Source organism: Blastococcus capsensis, from assembly GCF_030165005.1.
Classification (GTDB): Bacteria; Actinomycetota; Actinomycetes; order Mycobacteriales; family Geodermatophilaceae; genus Blastococcus; species Blastococcus capsensis.
Genome location: NZ_JASNNW010000016.1, coordinates 44,734 through 61,085, shown reverse-complemented (window position 1 = coordinate 61,085; position 16,352 = coordinate 44,734). Strand labels below are relative to the sequence as shown.

Below are 16,352 nucleotides of genomic sequence, written 5' to 3'. Positions count from 1 at the left end.
ACGGTGACGAAGCCGGCCCCGGGCCCCGACCAGCCGCCGATCCCGGTGCGGTTGCTCACCTCCAACATCCACCACGGGGTGGGGAACGACGAGCGGCACGACCTACCCCGGCTGGCCAGGCTGCTGGCCGCGGCCGACGCCGACGTCATCTGCCTGCAGGAGGTCGACCGCCACTACGGCGAGCGGAGCGAGGACGTCGACCAGGCGCTGCTGCTTTCCCGGGCGCTGGACATGCAGCTGGCGTGGGGGCCGGCGATCGACGAGCAGCGGGCGGGCGGGAAGGCGGCAGATGCCCCGCGGCGCCAGTACGGCAACGCGCTGCTCTCGCGGCTGCCGATCCTGGTCAGCGACGTCCACCGGCTGCCCGGCACCGGCGAGCCGCGGAGCGCGCTGCGCACCATGGTGGAGCTCGACGGCGGGGCGCTGTGGATCACCGCGACGCACCTGACCACCCGCTCGGCGCAGGAGCGGGCGGCCCAGGTGTCCATGCTCGCCGGGCTGCACACCGAATCGATGGACACCGGCGTCCTGGTCGGCGACTTCAACACCGAGCCTGACGCCCCCGAGCTGGACGCGCTGCGGCAGCGGTTCACCGACGCCTGGCAGCTGGCCCGGGCCCGCGAGGACCAGGCCGGCTGGAAGTTCTGGCAGTCCGACGCCGGGATGACCCATCCGGCCCGCTCCCCGCACCGCCGGATCGACCAGGTGTGGGTCTCCCCCGGGGTCACCGTCGCCGGGGCCTACGTGCTCGACGCCGAGGGGGCGTCGGACCACCTGCCGGTCGTCGTCGACCTGGAGATCCGCAGCGGCGTCTGAGCAAGGCGAGGTCCAGGTCGGCCAGGGGCTAGGCGGGCTCGGCCTCCCGGAGCCGCTGGCTGATGACGCCGGTGATGCCGTCGCCGCGCATGCTGACGCCGTAGAGGGCGTCGGCGATCTCCATCGTCCGCTTCTGGTGGGTGATGACGATCAACTGCGAGGTCGACCGCAGCTGCTCGACCAGCACGAGCAGCCGGCCCAGGTTGACGTCGTCCAGCGCCGCCTCCACCTCGTCGAGGACGTAGAACGGCGAGGGGCGCGCCCGGAAGATGGCCACGAGCAGGGCGACGGCGGTCAGCGAGCGTTCGCCGCCGGAGAGCAGCGAGAGGCGCTTGACCTTCTTGCCCGGCGGCCGCGCCTCGACCTCGACGCCGGTGGTGAGCATGCTGTCGGGTTCGGTGAGCACCAGCGCCCCCGAGCCGCCGGGGAACAGGGTGGCGAAGACCTGCTCGAACTCACGGGCCACGTCGGCGAAGGCGGCCGCGAAGACGTCGTGGATCCGGCCGTCGACCTCGCGGACGACGGTGAGCAGGTCCCGCCGGGTGTTTCTGAGGTCCTCCAGCTGGGTGGCGAGGAATGTGTGCCGCTCCTCCAGGGCGGCGAACTCCTCCAGCGCCAGCGGGTTCACCTTGCCCAGGGTCGCGAGGTCGCGCTCGGCGCGGGCGACCCGCCGTTCCTGCGCCGCCCGGTCGTAGGGCTGCGGCTCCGGCGCGGGCTGCCCGGCGGCCTCGACCTCGGCGACCTGCTGGGGTGCCGGCGGCACCGGCGCCCGCGGCCCGTACTCGGCGACCAGCGTGGGCAGGTCGACCCCGAACTCCTCGGCGGCCCGGGTCTCCAGCGTCTCGATGCGGTACCGCTGCTCGGTGCGCGCCACCTCGTCGCGGTGCACCTCGTCGGTGAGCCGGTCCAGCTCGGCGGTGGCCGCACGCACCCGGCCGCGCACCTCCAGCAGCTCGGCCTCCGACGAGCTCCGGGAGGATGCGAGCGCATCCCGCTCGGCAGCGGCCCGGGCCAGCGAGGAGGCCAGCGCCGCCAGGGCGGCCTCGGCGTCGGCGCGCACCGCGGCCGCCACTGCCGCGCCCCGCTGACGGGCGACCCGGGCCGCGGCGGCCCGCTCGCGGGCGGCGCGCTCCTGCCGGGCCTGGCGGCGCAGCGATTCGGCCCGGCCCTGCAGCGCCCGGGCCCGCTCCTCGGCGGTGCGCACGCCCAGCCGCGCCTCGGTCTCCGCCTGCCGGGCCGCGGCCACCTCGGCGCGCAGCCGGTCGCGGTCCTCGGTGGGCGGCTCCTCCTCCAGGGGCGCGGCCTGGGCCTCGGCGAGCCGGCCCTCGAGAGTCGTCAGGGCGGTGGTCGCCCGCTCCAGCGACTCCTCGGCGCGGACCCGGGCGGCGGCGTGCCGCTCGGCCTCGGCCGCCGCGGAGCGGGCGGCCGCGCCGAGCTCGGCCAGCGCCGTGGCCTCGGCGGAGCGGCTGCGGTCGGCGGCCTGCCGGGCGGCGAGTGCCGTGTCGACGTCGGCGGAGCGGTCCTGAGCGGTGCGCCGCGCCTGCGCCAGCTGCTCGGCGAGCTCGGTGGCGTGCGCGGTGGCGGCATCCAGCTCGGCCGCCGCCTCGTCGACGCGGGCCCGCACCTCCAGGTTCGACGGCGCGTCGGTCTGCCCGCCGAGGGCCCAGTCGGCCCCGAGCAGATCGCCGGAGGCGGTGACGGCGCGGACCCGGGGGTGGACCCGCACCAGCGCGACCGCGGCGTCGAGATCGGGTACGAGGGCCACCCGGTCCAGGGCGCGGGCCAGCGCCGGCCGCAGGGGCTCGTGCGCCTGCACCGCGTCCAGCGCCCAGCGGGTCCCCTCCGGCAGCTCCGGCCAGCCTTCCCGCGGGACCGGGGGGAGGCCGCCGGTGACCAGCAGCCCGGCGCGGCCGCCGCCGGTGCCGGTCAGATGGGCCAGCGCCTCGGCCGCCTCGGTCACCCCGGAGACGACGACGGCGTCGGCCATGCCACCGAGCGCGGCGGCGACCGCCACCTCGTCGCCCGCGGCGACGGTCAGCTGCTCGGTCAGCGGGCCGACCACCCCAGGCAGCCCCGCGCCGAGGACCGCGGCCGCGCCGTCGGCCGGCGCCAGCCCCAGGGCGAGGGCGTCCCGCCGGGCCTGCCAGGAGGCACGGTCGCGCTCGGCCGCGCGCTCGGCCTCGGCGAGCTCGGCGACCCGGCGGGCGGCGGCGGTGTGGGCGGCGACGGCGTCCTGGTGGACAGCGACGAGGCCGACGTCGGCGTCCTCGTGCTCGGCTAGCTGACCGCGGCGGTCGGCCAGCCGCTCAGCGGCCACCTCCGCCCGGTCCGCGGCCTCGGCGGCGGCGACGGCGAGCCGGTCGATCTCCGCTTGGCCGGCGCCGACCCGTGAGCGGGCCGCCGCCACCTCACCGGACAGGCGGGCCAGGCCCTCCCTACGGTCGGCCAGTGCCCGGGCGGCCGCGACCCATGCCTTCTCCGCCTCGGCCAGGGCCCGCTCCAGGTCGGTGCGGTCGGCCACCACCCGGGCCAGCCGTTCCCGCTCGGCCGCCAGACCGGCGGCGAGCTCGGCCTCGGTCGCGGCGACCTTGTCGGCCTCGGCCTCCAGCTGCTCGGGGTCCCGCCCGGCCGCGGCGGCCGGGGCGGCCGCGGACAGGTGCCGGTGCCGCTCGGCGGCCAGCTGGGCCACGCTCCGGAACCGCTCGCCGAGCGCGGACAGCCGGTACCAGGTGTCGGAGGCGACCTGCAGCTGCGGGGCGGTATGAGCCAGCCGGCTCTCCAGCGCGCTCTCCCGGCGGGACACCTCGCTCAGCTCCCGCTCGACGACGGCCCGTCGTTCCCGCGCGGCGGTCTCGTCGGCGACCTCCCGGTCGAGCGCATCCCGCAGTTGCACGAGGTCGTCGGCGAGCAGCCGGAGCCGGGCATCGCGCAGGTCGGCCTGCACGCCGGCGGCCCGACGGGCCACCTCGGCCTGGCGGCCCAGCGGCTTGAGCTGGCGCCGCAGTTCGGCGGTGAGGTCGGCCAGCCGGTCGAGGTTGGCCTGCATCCCGTCGAGCTTGCGGAGGGCCTTCTCCTTGCGCTTGCGGTGCTTGAGGACGCCGGCGGCCTCCTCGATGAACGCCCGCCGGTCCTCGGGGCGGCCGGACAGGACGGCGTCGAGCTGCCCCTGACCGACGATGACGTGCATCTCGCGGCCGATGCCGGAGTCGCTGAGCAGCTCCTGGACGTCGAGCAACCGCACCTTGTCGCCGTTGATCTCGTACTCGCTCTCCCCGGAGCGGTACATGCGGCGGGTGATCGACACCTCGGTGTACGCGATCGGCAGGGCGCCGTCGGAGTTGTCGATCGTGAGGGTCACCTCGGCGCGGCCCAGCGCCGGACGGCCGGCGGTGCCGGCGAAGATGACGTCCTCCATCTTGCCGCCGCGCAGGCTCTTCGCGCCCTGCTCGCCGAGAACCCACGAGATGGCATCGACGACATTGGACTTGCCCGACCCGTTCGGGCCGACGACCGCGGTGATCCCGGGTTCGAGCCGCAGCGTGGTGGCGGACGCGAAGGACTTGAAGCCCTTCAGCGTGAGGCTCGACAGGTGCACGGGAAGGAGACTCTAGCCGCGATCGGCCCCGGTCAGGGTGGCCGCGAGGCCGCTGGTGCGGAAGTGGTGAGGGAAGTCGAAGGACCCCGTCCCGCTCACCCTTCGCAGGCTCAGGGCGAGCTTCCGGACGGAGCCTCTAGGCGAGCGCGGGCTCGGCGGCGTCGCCGGCCATGGAGAGCAGCTCGCGGGCGATCGCGGCGTCGCGCTGGACGCGCAGCTCGGCGAGCTCCTGCTCCAGCCGACGTACCTTGGCCCGCAGGACCGCGTTCTCCTCGGCCACTCGGAGCTCCACGGGGGTGACGACCGAACCGAACAGTGCCTTGGCCATGGCGATGACGGCCTTTCGACTACGAGAGGGGTTGACCGGCGCCCCGATGAACGGTCGGCGCGGTTTGGGGTGAGTCCAGGGTGACAGCCCTCGAGACGCCGGTCAACGCGACGGGACCAGCCCCCGACGCGCGGGTGATGTCGCGTTCGTCACGTCGCGGCGACGCGGTCAGGCCTCCCGGCGGGGCCGCGGCGCCGACGACGTCCGCCGGGTCCGCGGGCGTGGCTGGCACGCCGGGCAGCTGTAGCTGCTGCGGTTCATGAACGACTCGCGGCGGATCGCCGTCCCGCAGCGCGGGCAGGGCCGGTCGGCCTGCCCGTAGACGGCCAGGTGCCGGGAGAAGTAGCCGCTCTGCCCGTTGACGTCGACGTAGAGGGAGTCGAAGGAGGTGCCGCCCTGGGCGAGGCTCTCGCCGAGCACGTCGCGGATGCCCTCCAGCAGGTCGGCGACCTGGGCGCCGGTGAGCTTGTCGGTGGGGCGGGCGCCGTGCAGCCGGGCCCGCCAGAGCGACTCGTCGGCGTAGATGTTGCCCACCCCGCCGATCAACGTCTGGTCGAGCAGGGCCCGCTTGACCTCGGTGCGCCGGCGGCGCAGCGCGGCCGAGAACGAGCCGACGTCGAAGGCACGGTCCAGTGGGTCGATGGCGATGTGCGTGAGCCGCGGCGGGATCTCCTCGGCAACAGCTCCGCCCGCCCCACCACCCCGAGGCAACTCCTCCACTGCCAGCCCGCCGAAGGTGCGCTGGTCGACGAAGCGCAGCTCGCGGCCGCCGTCGGCGAAGGTGAACCGGGCCCGCAGGTGGGTCTCGTCGGGGGCCGACGGCTTCTCCACCAGCAGCTGCCCGCTCATGCCCAGGTGCGCGACCAGCGCCCGCCCCGACGGGGTGCCGTCCGGTTCGGCCAGGGGCAGCCACAGGTACTTGCCGCGCCGGTGGGCGGCGGCCAGGGTGCGCCCGGTCACGGCCTGCACGAAGTGGTCGGCCCCCTCGAGGTGCCGCCGGACCGCCCGTGGGTGGTACACCTCCACGGTGGCGACCGTGCGACCGGCGACCCACTGCTCCAGTCCCCGGCGCACCACCTCGACCTCGGGCAGCTCGGGCACGGGTCTACTCCTCGGACAGGGCGCGCCAGGCGATCTCGGCGGCCTCCTGCTCGGCGGCCTTCTTCGTCCGCCCACTGCCGGTCCCCCGGACGACGCCGGCCAGCAGCACGGCGGCGGCGAAGGTCTTGGCGTGGTCGGGCCCCTCGTCGTCCACCTGGTAGGTGGGCGCACCCAGTCCCTGCGCCGCGCCGAGCTCCTGCAGGCTGGTCTTCCAGTCCAGGCCGGCGCCGCGGGTGGCCGCCTCGACCAGCAGCGGGTCGAACAGCCGGTGCACGACCGCGGAGGCGGTGTCCAGCCCGCAGCCGAGGTGGATCGCGCCGACCAGCGCCTCGAAGGCGTCGGCGAGGATCGAGTCCTTCTCCCGGCCGCCGGTCGTCTCCTCACCGCGCCCCAGCAGCAGGTGGGGGCCCAGGCCCCCGTCGCCGAGCCGGCGGGCGACCCGCGCCAGCGAGGTCATGTTGACCACCGACGCACGGAGCTTGGCCAGCTGGCCCTCGGGGAGGTCCGGCTGGCTGCGGTACAGCTCATCGGTGACGACGAGGCCGAGCACCGAGTCGCCCAGGAACTCCAGGCGCTCGTTGGTCGGCAGGCCACCGTTCTCGTACGCGAACGACCGGTGGGTCAGCATCAGGCCCAGCAGGTCGTCGGGCAGCCGGACGCCGAGCGCATCGTCGAGCCACGCGGCGGCCCGGCCAGCGTGTGCCTCACCACCGGGGTGCGGCACCCCGCCCGGGGCGCGACCGCCCGCCGCACCCTCGGCACGGTGCGTCGCGGCGGCCGTCGTCCCCATGGCGGTGCGGGTGCGGAGGTCAGACCGACAGGACCTGGCGGCCGTCGTACTGGCCGCACGTCGGGCACGCCTGGTGCGGGGGCTTGAGCTCGCCGCAGGCGCGGTTCGGGCACGGCGACAGGGTCGGCGCGGTGGCCTTCCACTGCGACCGGCGCATGCGGGTGTTGGCGCGCGACATCTTCCGCTTCGGAACGGCCACGATCAGTTCTCCTCTGGGGTGGTGGATTCGCCGGGAGTGCCCGGCGAGGAAGCGAATCGGTCCGCGAGGGCGGCCCACCGGGGGTCGGTCACCTCGTGGGTGTGGTCTTCCGGGAGGTCGTCGATCCGCTGACCGCAGTCGACGCACAGGCCGCCGCAGTCCGGGGAGCAGACCGGCGACAGCGGGAGGTTCAGGACGATGGTGTCGCGGGCCAGCGGCTGGAGATCGAGGAAGTCGCCCTCCACGCGGCGGACCTCGTCCTCCTCGCTGGTCGCCTCCGTGGTGCTGCCCGCGTAGGCGTAGAGCTCCTGGACGTCCAGGCTCAGCGTGTCCTCGATCGGCTCGAGGCAGCGGGCACAGGAGCCGACGACGGGGACGTCGAGGTCTCCGGTGACCAGCACGCCCTCCATGACCGACTCCAGCCGCAGCCGCAGGTGGACGTCGGCCTTCTCGGGGACACGGATCAGCTCCAGCCCCCAGCCGGCGGGCGCCGGAGCCGTGCGGTCGAGCTCCTGCATGGTGCCCGCTCGGCGGCCCAGCTCCCGGAGGTCGTACTTCCAGGGGTTGGCGGAAGGACGCCGGTCCTCGGAGGCCATTGGCCTTGAAGACGGGGCGCCGGGGCGGAACGGCTGAGCGGCAGGCATGTCAGTACTCGCGGTCGGGAGCGGGGAGGGTGGCCGTACGGGCGGAGAGCCGCCGGCGGTCGGACCAGGGATCGAGACTACCCGATCCCCGCCACCGACCGGGGGTGAGGGACCGGACGGCCGCCGCGGCCTCGTCCGGAGGCCCGCCGCGAGTCAGGTGAGGCACTGGAACGGCCCCCGTACAGGGCCCCGCCCTGAGCTTGCGAAGGGTGGGGAGGACGGGGTCCTTCTACTCCCGGAGGGTGGTGCGGGCCTTGTCCACCGAGCGGAGCATGCGCTCCAGGGTCGCCCCGAACTCGGCCAGCCGGCTGTCGACGTACTCGTCGACCTCGGCCCGCATCCGGTTCGCGTCGGCGTGGGACTGCGCGCCCAGCTCGTCGGCACGGTCGACGGCGGTGCGGTAGACCTCGGTCTCGGTGATCAGCCGCTCGTGCTCGGCCTGCCCCTCGGCGATCAGCGCGGCCCGGTGCTGACGCCCCTCGGCGACCAGCGCCTCGGCCTCGGCCTCGGCGTCGGCCAGGATCTGCTCGGCCTCGCCCTGGGCCTGGGTGAGCAGCTCGTCCCGCTGGCGGCGGGCGGTGCCGAGGATCTCGTCGCGCTGCCGGCGGGCCTGGACGAGCAGCTGCTCGCTCTCGGCGCGGGTGCGGCCGGTCAGCCGCTCGGCCTCGGCCTGGGCCTGCTGCAGGATCTCGGTGCGCTGCTCGACGATCGCGCCGGCCGCCTGCACGTCCTCGGGCAGCGACTCCCGCAGGTCGTCGAGCAGGTCGAGCACGACGTCCCTGGGCACCATGCAGGAACTCGACATCGGCACGCTGCGGGCGTTCTCGATGACGGTCGTCAGCTCGTCCACGGTCTCGTACAGCCGGTAGACGACCTCGGTGCTGGAACCACGCGGCGGGCGGGTCACTGCGCATCCCGCCGGGCGTGCTCGACCAGCCGGTCGTGGACGACCTCGGGCACCAGCCGGGAGACGTCGCCGCCGAAGGTCGCGATCTGCTTGACCAGGCTGGAGGACAGGTGACCTACCTGCGGTGCGGTGGGCACGAACAGGGTCTCGATGCCGGCCAGCTCGCGGTTCATCTGGGCCATCTGGAGCTCGTACTCGAAGTCGCTGACCGCCCGCAGCCCCTTGACGATCACCGGGATGTCGTGGCTGCGGCAGTACTCGACGAGCAACCCCTGGAAGCTGTCGACGGTGACGTTGGGCAGGTCGGCGACGGCCTCCCGGAGGAGCTCCATGCGTTCCTCGACCGGGAAGAACCCGGCCTTGCCCGGGTTGACCAGCACGGCCACGACCAGCTCGTCGTAGAGGCCTGCGGCCCGGCCGATGACGTCGACGTGCCCGTTGGTGACCGGGTCGAAGGAACCTGGGCAGACGGCACGCCTCACGGACGCCGACCGTACCGGAGCACTGCCTCGCCGTAGCGCCGTTCGCGCAGACCTTCCAGGGGTGTCGGCCATTCCCAGCCCCTTTCGCGGCTGGACCGCTCGACCACGACGACGCCTCCGGGGGCCAGCCACTCGCCCGCGACCAGCGCCCGCAGCACGTCGTGCACCTCGTCGACCGGGACCGCGTACGGCGGGTCGGCGAGCACGACGTCGAACTCCCGCGGAGCCGACCCGGTCACCACCGCGGGCACCGAGCCGGCGATCACCCGGCCGCCGGGCAGCCCGACGGCGGCGAGGTTGGCCCGCAGCACCGGCAGCACCCTGGGCCCGGATTCCACGAATACGACCTCGGTGGCCCCGCGGGACAGTGCCTCCAGGCCCAGCGCCCCCGACCCGGCGTAGAGGTCGAGCACCGCCGCGCCCTCGAGGTCCAGGAGGGAGCCGAGTGAGTTGAACAGGGCACCGCGGGCCTTGTCGCCGGTCGGCCGGACTCCTGCCGGCGGGACCTGGAGCCGTCGGCCTCCCGCTACGCCCGCGATCAGCCTCGTCACGCCACCGACCCCCAGAAGGACCCCGTCCCTCTCGCCGCTCGCACGCTCGCAGCGAGCCTCCGGACGGGGCCTTTCGACCGTCGCTCGCGAGGAGCGAGCCTCGAGAAAGGGCCCTCGCTCATGCCTTCTCCAGCCACTCGGCCCGCTCGTCGGTGGCCAGTGCGGCGACCTCGGCGGCGAGCCCGGGGTGGTCGGCCAGGCCGCGCTCGGACTCGAGCAGCGCCTGCGCCTCGGCGCGGGCCTGCGCGATGAGCTCCTCGTCCTCGAGGAGGGACAGCAGCTTGATGGCCGACCGCCGGCCGGACTGCGCCGCACCGAGGACGTCACCCTCCCTCCGGGTCTCCAGGTCCAGGCGGGCGAGCTCGAACCCGTCGGAGGTGGCGGCCACGGCAGCCAGCCGCTGGCCGGTGGGCGAGGACGAGGGGACCTCGGTGACCAGCAGGCAGAGCCCGGCGTGCTTGCCGCGCGCCACGCGGCCGCGCAGCTGGTGCAGCTGGCTGACGCCGAACCGATCGGCGTCCATGACAACCATCACGGTAGCGTTGGGGACGTCGACACCGACCTCCACGACGGTGGTGGCGACCAGCACGTCGGTCTCCCCCGCTGCGAAGGCCCGCATGACGGCGTCCTTCTCGTCGGGGGTCATCCGGCCGTGCAGGACGTCCAGCCGCAGCCCGGCCAGCGGTCCGGCGCGCAGCGCCTCGGCGACGTCCAGGACCGCCAGCGGCGGCCGCCGGTCGCTGCGGCCCTGCTCGTCGGCCGGGGCCCCGCCGGCGTCCTCGGGCTCGTCGTCGGAGCCGGGGACGTCGCCGATGCGCGGGCAGACCACGTAGGCCTGGCGGCCGGCGGCGACCTCTTCGCGGAGGCGTTCCCAGGCCCGGTCGATCCAGCCGGGCTTCTCGACCACCGGGACCACGGAGCTGGAGACGCCGCCGCGGCCGCTCGGCAGCTGGCGCAGGGTGGAGACCTCCAGGTCGCCGTAGACGGTCATGGCCACGGTGCGCGGGATCGGGGTGGCTGTCATGACGAGCACGTGCGGCGGCCGGCTGCCCTTGGCGCGCAGCGCATCGCGCTGCTCGACGCCGAACCGGTGCTGCTCGTCGACGACGACGAGCCCGAGGTCGGCGAACTCCACGCCTTCCTGCAGCAACGCGTGCGTGCCGACGACGATGCCGGCCCGGCCCTCGGCCACCTCGGCCCTCGCCGTGCGGCGGGCCGCCGTCTTCAGCGAGCCGGTGAGCAGCGTGACACGGGTACCGGCGGGGTCGCCGTCGAGCTCCCCGGCCCGGCCCAGCGGGCCGAGCAGCTGCCGGATGCCGCGGGCGTGCTGGGCGGCGAGCACCTCGGTGGGGGCGAGCAGCGCGGCCTGGCCACCGGCGTCGACGACCTGCGCCATGGCGCGCAGCGCCACCACCGTCTTGCCGGAGCCCACCTCGCCCTGCAGAAGCCGGTGCATCGGCTGGTCGCGGTCGAGCTCCGCGGCCAGCTCCTCCCCCACCGCGCGCTGGCCGTCGGTGAGGGCGAACGGCAGCGCGGCGTCGACTGCGTCGAGGAGCCCGCCGCCCTTCCGCGGCCGCGCGGTGCCCGGCTCCAGCGCGGCGGCCCGGCGGCGGGCGGCGAGGGTGAGCTGGAGGGTGAGCGCCTCGCCCCACTTCAGCCGGTGCTCGGCGCGCCCGACGTCTCCCGTCGTGGTCGGCCGGTGGATGTCGAGGAGCGCGGCGGCGAGCGGGAGCAGCCCGTGGCGGGCGCGGACCTCCTCGGGCAGCGGGTCGGCGACCAGGTCGGCGAGGTTGCCGGCGCCGCCGAGCAGCAGCTTCACCGACTTCTGGAGAACCCAACTGGAGACGTCCTTGCTGGCCGGGTAGATCGGCACCAGCTCGCGGGCCCAGTCGTCGTCGTCATCGTCGCCGCTGAGCAGCTGCATGTCCGGGTGGGTGAACTGCAGCTTTCCCTGGTAGGTGCCGACGGTCCCGGCGAACATGCCCCAGACACCGGGGGCGAGCCGGGCGTGCTTGTGGCTGAAGAAGACCAGCTTCATCGTGCTGGCGCCGTCGCCGACGGTCACCTCGGTGATCGTCCCGCGCCGCTGGCGCATGGGCCGGGTGCTCACGGTCTTCACCTGGGCCAGCACCGTCACCCGGTCACCGGGCTGGAGATCGTCCAGCCGGGCCATCTCGCCGCGGCGGGCGTAGCGGCGCGGGTAGTGCCGGAGCAGGTGCCGCACGGTGTGCAGGCCGAGGGTCTCGGCCATCCCGGTGGCCGTCTTCGGCCCGAGGACCCGGGCCAGCGGCGTCTCCAGGGTGACGGCCACGGTCACTCCACCCCGATCTGCACCGGCAGCGAGCTCGGACCGCCGCCGTACCGGACGACCTCGATCGTCGGGTGCGCTCGGGAGAGGTGCCCGCAGACCGCGTCGCCGAGCTCCTCGTCCGGGCCGACGACGAGGGTGGCCATCTCACCGCCGGCCGACAGCAGGCGGTCGAGCAGGTCGCAGGCCACGGACGCCAGATCAGGGCCGATGACGACGACGTCGCCTTCCACCGATCCGAGCACGTCGCCGGGGTGGCACCGGCCCGCGGAGGTGAGCGCCTCCTGGTCGGCCACGGTGACCTCGGCCCAGCGGGTGGCCGCGGCGGCCTCGGCCATGGCGATGACGTCGTCCCCGAACCGCTGGCCGGGATCGGCGACCGCCACGGCGGCCAGCCCCTGCACCGGCGAACGGGTGGGCACGACGCCGACCTCGCGACCGGCATCCCGTGCCCGCGTGGCCGCCCGGGAGGCGACGGCGAGGAGGCCGGCGTCGTTGGGCAGCACGACGACCTCCAGGGCGCCGGCGGCGACGATCTCGTCGTGCATGTCGTCCTCGGTGATGCCGTCGGGATCGCAGACGACGACGCGGACGCCTTCGGCCCGGAAGAGGGCGGCCAGACCGTCGCTGTGGACGGCGGCGACGACCGCACGCAACCCGGGGACCGGTGCCGGCGGGGGAACCGGCGCGAGCGGGGTGACCGAGATGCGGTGCGGCCGGCCCGCCTCGATGCCGGCCTCGATGGCCGCTCCGACGTCGGACACGTGGACGTGGACGTTCCACTCCCGGCCGGTCGGGGTGTCGACGCCGACGACGACGAGGCTGTCGCCCAGCCCGGCCAGGCGCTGCTGGAGACGCGCGACCGCCACCTCGTCGGCGTCGGCGAGCAGGTACTGGACCTCGCTGCCCGGACCGGGCGGCGGCTGGTGGGGTGCGTGCCCGGAGCCGCGCCGGTGCCGGTCGGGCAGGGCCAGCGCGGGCCGGACGGGCTCGATGCCGGTGACGGTGCGGACCAGGGCGTCGAGCACCAGGCACAGCCCGGCGCCCCCGGCGTCGACGACCCCCGCCTCGCGCAGGACCGGAAGCTGGCCGGGCGTCCGGTCGAGAGCGGCGCGGGCGCCGTCGGCGGCCGCGACGACGACGTCGGCCAGCGCCGTGCGGCCCGCGTCGACGGCCGCCACGGCCGACTCGCCGCCGGCCCGGGCGACGGTGAGGAAGGTGCCCTCCTCCGGGTCGGCGACCGCGGTGTAGGCGCTCTCAGCTGCCTTGCGCAGCGCCGCGGCGAGGACCGGCCCGTCCGCGGGCGGCTGGTCGGCCAGCTGGTCGGCGAGCCCGCGCAGGAGTTGGGCGAGGATCGTGCCGGAGTTACCGCGGGCGGCCAGCACCGCGCCCCTAGCCAGGACGGACCACACGGACTCGCCGGCAGCGGCGGAGTCGAGCGCCGCACGGGCGCCCTCGGCGGTGTGCAGGAGGTTGGTGCCGGTGTCGCCGTCCGGCACGGGGAAGACGTTCAGTTCGTCGATCCTGCTCCGTGCGCCGGACAGCGCCTCGACCGCGGCCCGGCACCACTGACCGACCGCGGCGTCGTCCAGCGCCTGCAGCACGGGTGGGAGGCTACCCACCCGGACCGACACGTCCCGCCGTCGCGAGTCGGAACGAGGTCCGGCAGGGGCGCGTCCGAAGGGCACCGCGACGTCCCGCCCGAGGAACGGTTAGACTCCATGACGGTCTTGATGCGGGTGCTGCCTTGCCCCGCCGTCTGTGAACGATTCTTCTGGGAGTGATCCACCGTGGCTGCCGTGTGCGATGTGTGTGGCAAGGGCCCCGGTTTCGGTATGTCGGTGTCGCACTCGCACCGCCGCACGCCGCGCCGTTGGAACCCGAACATCCAGTCCGTGCGGGCGCTGATCGCCCCCGGTAACCGTCGCCGGATCAACGCGTGCACCTCGTGCATCCGCGCCGGCAAGGTCGCCCGCGGCTGAACCGAGGGCTCGGCCCTCACCTGGACTACCGAAGGACCCCGGAGGTCATCGACCTCCGGGGTTCTTCGTGTTGGCGGAGTTCCTGCCCGGTGGCCGGCGCGAATGCTCGGCCGGCCACCGCGTGCCGCTGCAGCAGCACCACCGGGTCCCACGCCCCGTCGAACTCCCGCCGCCCCACCTCGGCGAAGCCCTGCTCGCGGTAGTACCGGCGCAGCCGGGGGTTCGCCTCGACGCAGTCCAACCGCAGGTACGCCCGGCCGGCCGCTGGGCGCCGGCCAGGCCAGGAGGCTCGCACCGATCCCCTGCCCATCGTGGGCGCCGTCGACCACGAGACCGTGCACGTACACCGCGTCGTCGGGACGCGCGCCCCACACGGCGGTCCTCCGCCGGGCGCGGACGGATCACCGACCGATCCCGCGTCCCCGCGCCGCCGCCACCACCAGCTGCACGACCGTCTCGAGCGGGAGCTCGGTGCTGTCGACCACCAGGTGGTAGTGGCCGGCAGCGGCGGGATCGCACCGGTAGAAGTGCCGCACGTAAGCCTCCCGCCCCCGGTCGGTCACCGTCATCTCCCGCGCCACCTCCTCGCGCGGTCGGCCCGAGCGCGCCACCGCAGCCGACAGCCGCCGCTCCCGGGCGCCGTCGAGCCGCACGTGGAGCGCATCGGTCCGGCCGCGCAGGACCATCGCCGCGGCCCGCCCGAGCACGACACCGCCGTCCCCCGCGGCGATCTCGGCGAGCACGCGCTCGGTCTGCTCCCGGTAGGCCCGGGCGTCCGGCAGCGGCGCGCCCGGCACCACCCCGCCCACGGGGTCGGGCATGGTGCCGAGCGAGGCGACGAGCCGCCACAGCCCCCGGACGACGGTCTCGTCGTTGGCCTCCGCCTCCGCCACCGGCACCCCCAGCCGGCCGGCCACCTGCGCCGGGATCGCCCGGTCGTGGAACGGCAGCCACAACTGCTCGGCGACGGCCGGCGCGATCTCGGCCCCCGCAGCACCGTAGGGGGCGGAGATGGTCACGATGCCCACGTCGACTCCTCGCCGTGCGTCGGGGGTGCCAGGTCCTTGCCGAGGAACACGGCATCCGGGGCGCAGGCGTACAAGCCGTAGCCGGGAACGGGAACGTAGCCCAGATCGGCGTAGAGGGCGACGGCCTCCGGCTGCCTCCGGCCGGTGTTGAGCACCACCGACCGGTGCCCGGCACGTGCGGCGGAGGACTCGAGCTCGGCCATGATCGCCTGCGCGAGGCCGCGCCGGCGGAACCCCGGCGCCACGTAGACCCGTTTGATCTCCACCCCGCCGGGCGGGTACACCCGCCATGCCCCGCAGCCCACGGGAGCGCCGTCCAGCTCGGCGACGAGGAAGACCCCGGCCGGCGGCCGGAACTCCGCCGGGTCGACGACCGCCCCGTCGCGCCCGCCGTACCGCGCCACGTACTCCTGCTGCACCTCCTCGACCAGGGTCTGCGCCACCGGGTCGTCGTAGGGCAAGGCCCCGAACCGGGCCACCGCCCCGTCCGGGAGCAGCCGCTCAGCCGAAGTGGACATGACCCGCCCGCTCCGCCCCGACGCCGCGCAGCGCCTCCTCCGCGGCCTCGCCGCTCACCCGCACACCGGCCCCGCGCTTCCCCGGACGCACGATGCCGACGGGGACCCACCCCTCCGGCAGGGTCGCCTTCCGGGGGAAGGTCGCGAGCAACGCGTGGTCCTCGCCACCGCTGAGCACCCACGCCATCGGGTCGACCCCGAGGGCCGAGCCCACCTGCTGCAGCGGCCCGACCGGCTCCAGGCACGCCTGCTCCAGGGCGGCGCGGTCCAGGTCGATCAGCACACCGCTGTCCCGGGCGAGATGTCCCGCGTCGGCGACCAGCCCGTCGCTCACGTCGCACATCGCGGTGGCGCCCGCGTCGGCCGCCGCCGGGCCCGCCGCGTAGGGCGGGGCCGGCCGGCGGTGCGCGGTCACGACGGCCAGCGGGCTGGTGAAACCGCGGCGCAGCACCGCGAGCCCCGCCGCCGACCACCCGAGCCGGCCGGCGAGCGCGACGACGTCGCCCGGCCGGGCCCCCGAGCGCAGCACCGGCGCCCGCCCGCCCAGGTCGCCGAGCGCGGTCACCGAGAGCACGACGCCGCCGCTGTCCGCCGCGGCGGCCACGGTGTCGCCACCGACCACGGCGGCACCCATCGGCGCGCACTCGTCGGCCATCCCGGTGGCGACCCCCTCCAGCCAGCTGGTGGGGGTGTCCGCCGGGCACGCCAGCCCCACCACCAGTGCCGTGGTGGTGGCGCCCATCGCCGCGATGTCGGCCAGGTTGGCCGCCGCCGCCTTGTGGCCGACGTCCTCGGCCGACGACCAGTCCCGCCGGAAGTGCCGCCCCTCCACCAGCACGTCGGTCGTGACGACGACGCGCTGGTCCGGCGCCCGCAGCACGGCCGCGTCGTCCCCGGGTCCCACCTCGGCCGCTGCCGCCGTCCCCGATCGGGCCAGCACCCGGGCGATGACGCCGAACTCGCCGACGACCCGGACGGAGTCGGCCGGGTCACCGCGCGGGACCAGCGGGCGGGGTCGGCTCATCGGTGCTCTCCAGTTCCTGCGGTAGGTTGCCGACGAATCCGCCAGCCGGCGGGGACGACGTCTCGGCACTGTTGCCGGA

17 protein-coding genes are annotated in these 16,352 nt (G+C 75.3%); 2 read left to right on the top strand and 15 right to left on the bottom strand.

Features of this window, described 5'->3' with window-relative positions:
* Positions 1 to 3 precede the first annotated feature (3 nt).
* On the top strand, positions 4 to 816 hold the full coding sequence (locus QOZ86_RS14615; protein WP_284492707.1) for an endonuclease/exonuclease/phosphatase family protein: 813 nt from the start codon (positions 4 to 6) through the stop codon (positions 814 to 816).
* A gap of 28 nt (positions 817 to 844) precedes the next feature.
* Here the strand turns inward: QOZ86_RS14615 and smc are convergent, their stop codons facing one another.
* From smc to QOZ86_RS14560, 11 genes are all read right to left on the bottom strand, one after another.
* Positions 845 to 4,411, bottom strand: coding sequence for a chromosome segregation protein SMC (gene smc, locus QOZ86_RS14610; protein WP_284492706.1), 3,567 nt, complete (start codon positions 4,409 to 4,411; stop codon positions 845 to 847).
* A gap of 136 nt (positions 4,412 to 4,547) precedes the next feature.
* The gene (locus QOZ86_RS14605) at positions 4,548 to 4,739 is read right to left on the bottom strand and encodes a hypothetical protein (RefSeq protein ID WP_284492705.1); all 192 of its coding nucleotides are present in this window, start codon (positions 4,737 to 4,739) and stop codon (positions 4,548 to 4,550) included.
* A 168-nt stretch (positions 4,740 to 4,907) separates the two neighbouring features.
* Positions 4,908 to 5,840, bottom strand: coding sequence for a bifunctional DNA-formamidopyrimidine glycosylase/DNA-(apurinic or apyrimidinic site) lyase (mutM, locus tag QOZ86_RS14600; protein ID WP_284492704.1), 933 nt, complete (start codon positions 5,838 to 5,840; stop codon positions 4,908 to 4,910).
* 4 nt (positions 5,841 to 5,844) lie between these two features.
* Complete coding sequence (gene rnc, locus QOZ86_RS14595; protein WP_284492703.1) at positions 5,845 to 6,630, bottom strand: ribonuclease III; 786 nt, start codon at positions 6,628 to 6,630, stop codon at positions 5,845 to 5,847.
* A 19-nt stretch (positions 6,631 to 6,649) separates the two neighbouring features.
* The gene (rpmF, locus tag QOZ86_RS14590) at positions 6,650 to 6,829 is read right to left on the bottom strand and encodes a 50S ribosomal protein L32 (protein WP_014377519.1); all 180 of its coding nucleotides are present in this window, start codon (positions 6,827 to 6,829) and stop codon (positions 6,650 to 6,652) included.
* Between the two features lie 2 nt (positions 6,830 to 6,831).
* Positions 6,832 to 7,425: a YceD family protein gene (locus tag QOZ86_RS14585; RefSeq protein WP_284492702.1), complete on the bottom strand. Its 594-nt coding sequence runs from the start codon at positions 7,423 to 7,425 to the stop codon at positions 6,832 to 6,834.
* Positions 7,426 to 7,702: 277 nt separating this feature from the next.
* Complete coding sequence (locus tag QOZ86_RS14580) at positions 7,703 to 8,380, bottom strand: ATP synthase subunit B family protein (RefSeq protein WP_284492701.1); 678 nt, start codon at positions 8,378 to 8,380, stop codon at positions 7,703 to 7,705.
* Positions 8,377 to 8,862, bottom strand: coding sequence for a pantetheine-phosphate adenylyltransferase (gene coaD / locus QOZ86_RS14575; protein ID WP_284492700.1), 486 nt, complete (start codon positions 8,860 to 8,862; stop codon positions 8,377 to 8,379). The genes QOZ86_RS14580 and coaD overlap by 4 nt, the downstream gene beginning before the upstream one ends.
* Positions 8,859 to 9,413, bottom strand: a complete 555-nt coding sequence (gene rsmD / locus QOZ86_RS14570) for a 16S rRNA (guanine(966)-N(2))-methyltransferase RsmD (RefSeq protein WP_284492699.1) — start codon at positions 9,411 to 9,413, stop codon at positions 8,859 to 8,861. Before rsmD ends, coaD begins: the two co-directional genes overlap by 4 nt.
* Positions 9,414 to 9,531: 118 nt before the next feature.
* Positions 9,532 to 11,724 (bottom strand): ATP-dependent DNA helicase RecG, encoded by a 2,193-nt coding sequence (gene recG, locus QOZ86_RS14565; protein WP_284492698.1) that lies wholly within the window; start codon positions 11,722 to 11,724, stop codon positions 9,532 to 9,534.
* Positions 11,725 to 11,726: 2 nt separating this feature from the next.
* The gene (locus QOZ86_RS14560; RefSeq protein WP_284492697.1) at positions 11,727 to 13,325 is read right to left on the bottom strand and encodes a DAK2 domain-containing protein; all 1,599 of its coding nucleotides are present in this window, start codon (positions 13,323 to 13,325) and stop codon (positions 11,727 to 11,729) included.
* 186 nt (positions 13,326 to 13,511) lie between these two features.
* On the opposite strand from QOZ86_RS14560, the gene rpmB reads away from it, so the two are divergent.
* Entirely contained in the window at positions 13,512 to 13,703 is a 192-nt protein-coding gene (rpmB, locus tag QOZ86_RS14555; protein WP_284492696.1) for a 50S ribosomal protein L28, read from the top strand.
* Between the two features lie 25 nt (positions 13,704 to 13,728).
* Here the strand turns inward: rpmB and QOZ86_RS14550 are convergent, their stop codons facing one another.
* The 4 genes from QOZ86_RS14550 to QOZ86_RS14535 form a co-directional block, all read right to left on the bottom strand.
* Complete coding sequence (locus QOZ86_RS14550; protein WP_284492695.1) at positions 13,729 to 13,998, bottom strand: hypothetical protein; 270 nt, start codon at positions 13,996 to 13,998, stop codon at positions 13,729 to 13,731.
* Between the two features lie 106 nt (positions 13,999 to 14,104).
* Entirely contained in the window at positions 14,105 to 14,731 is a 627-nt protein-coding gene (locus QOZ86_RS14545; protein WP_284492694.1) for a cytidylate kinase-like family protein, read from the bottom strand.
* Positions 14,719 to 15,249, bottom strand: a complete 531-nt coding sequence (locus QOZ86_RS14540) for a GNAT family N-acetyltransferase (RefSeq protein ID WP_284492693.1) — start codon at positions 15,247 to 15,249, stop codon at positions 14,719 to 14,721. The genes QOZ86_RS14545 and QOZ86_RS14540 overlap by 13 nt, the downstream gene beginning before the upstream one ends.
* Positions 15,233 to 16,273, bottom strand: a complete 1,041-nt coding sequence (locus QOZ86_RS14535; RefSeq protein WP_284492692.1) for a thiamine-phosphate kinase — start codon at positions 16,271 to 16,273, stop codon at positions 15,233 to 15,235. The genes QOZ86_RS14540 and QOZ86_RS14535 overlap by 17 nt, the downstream gene beginning before the upstream one ends.
* Positions 16,274 to 16,352: the final 79 nt, after the last annotated feature.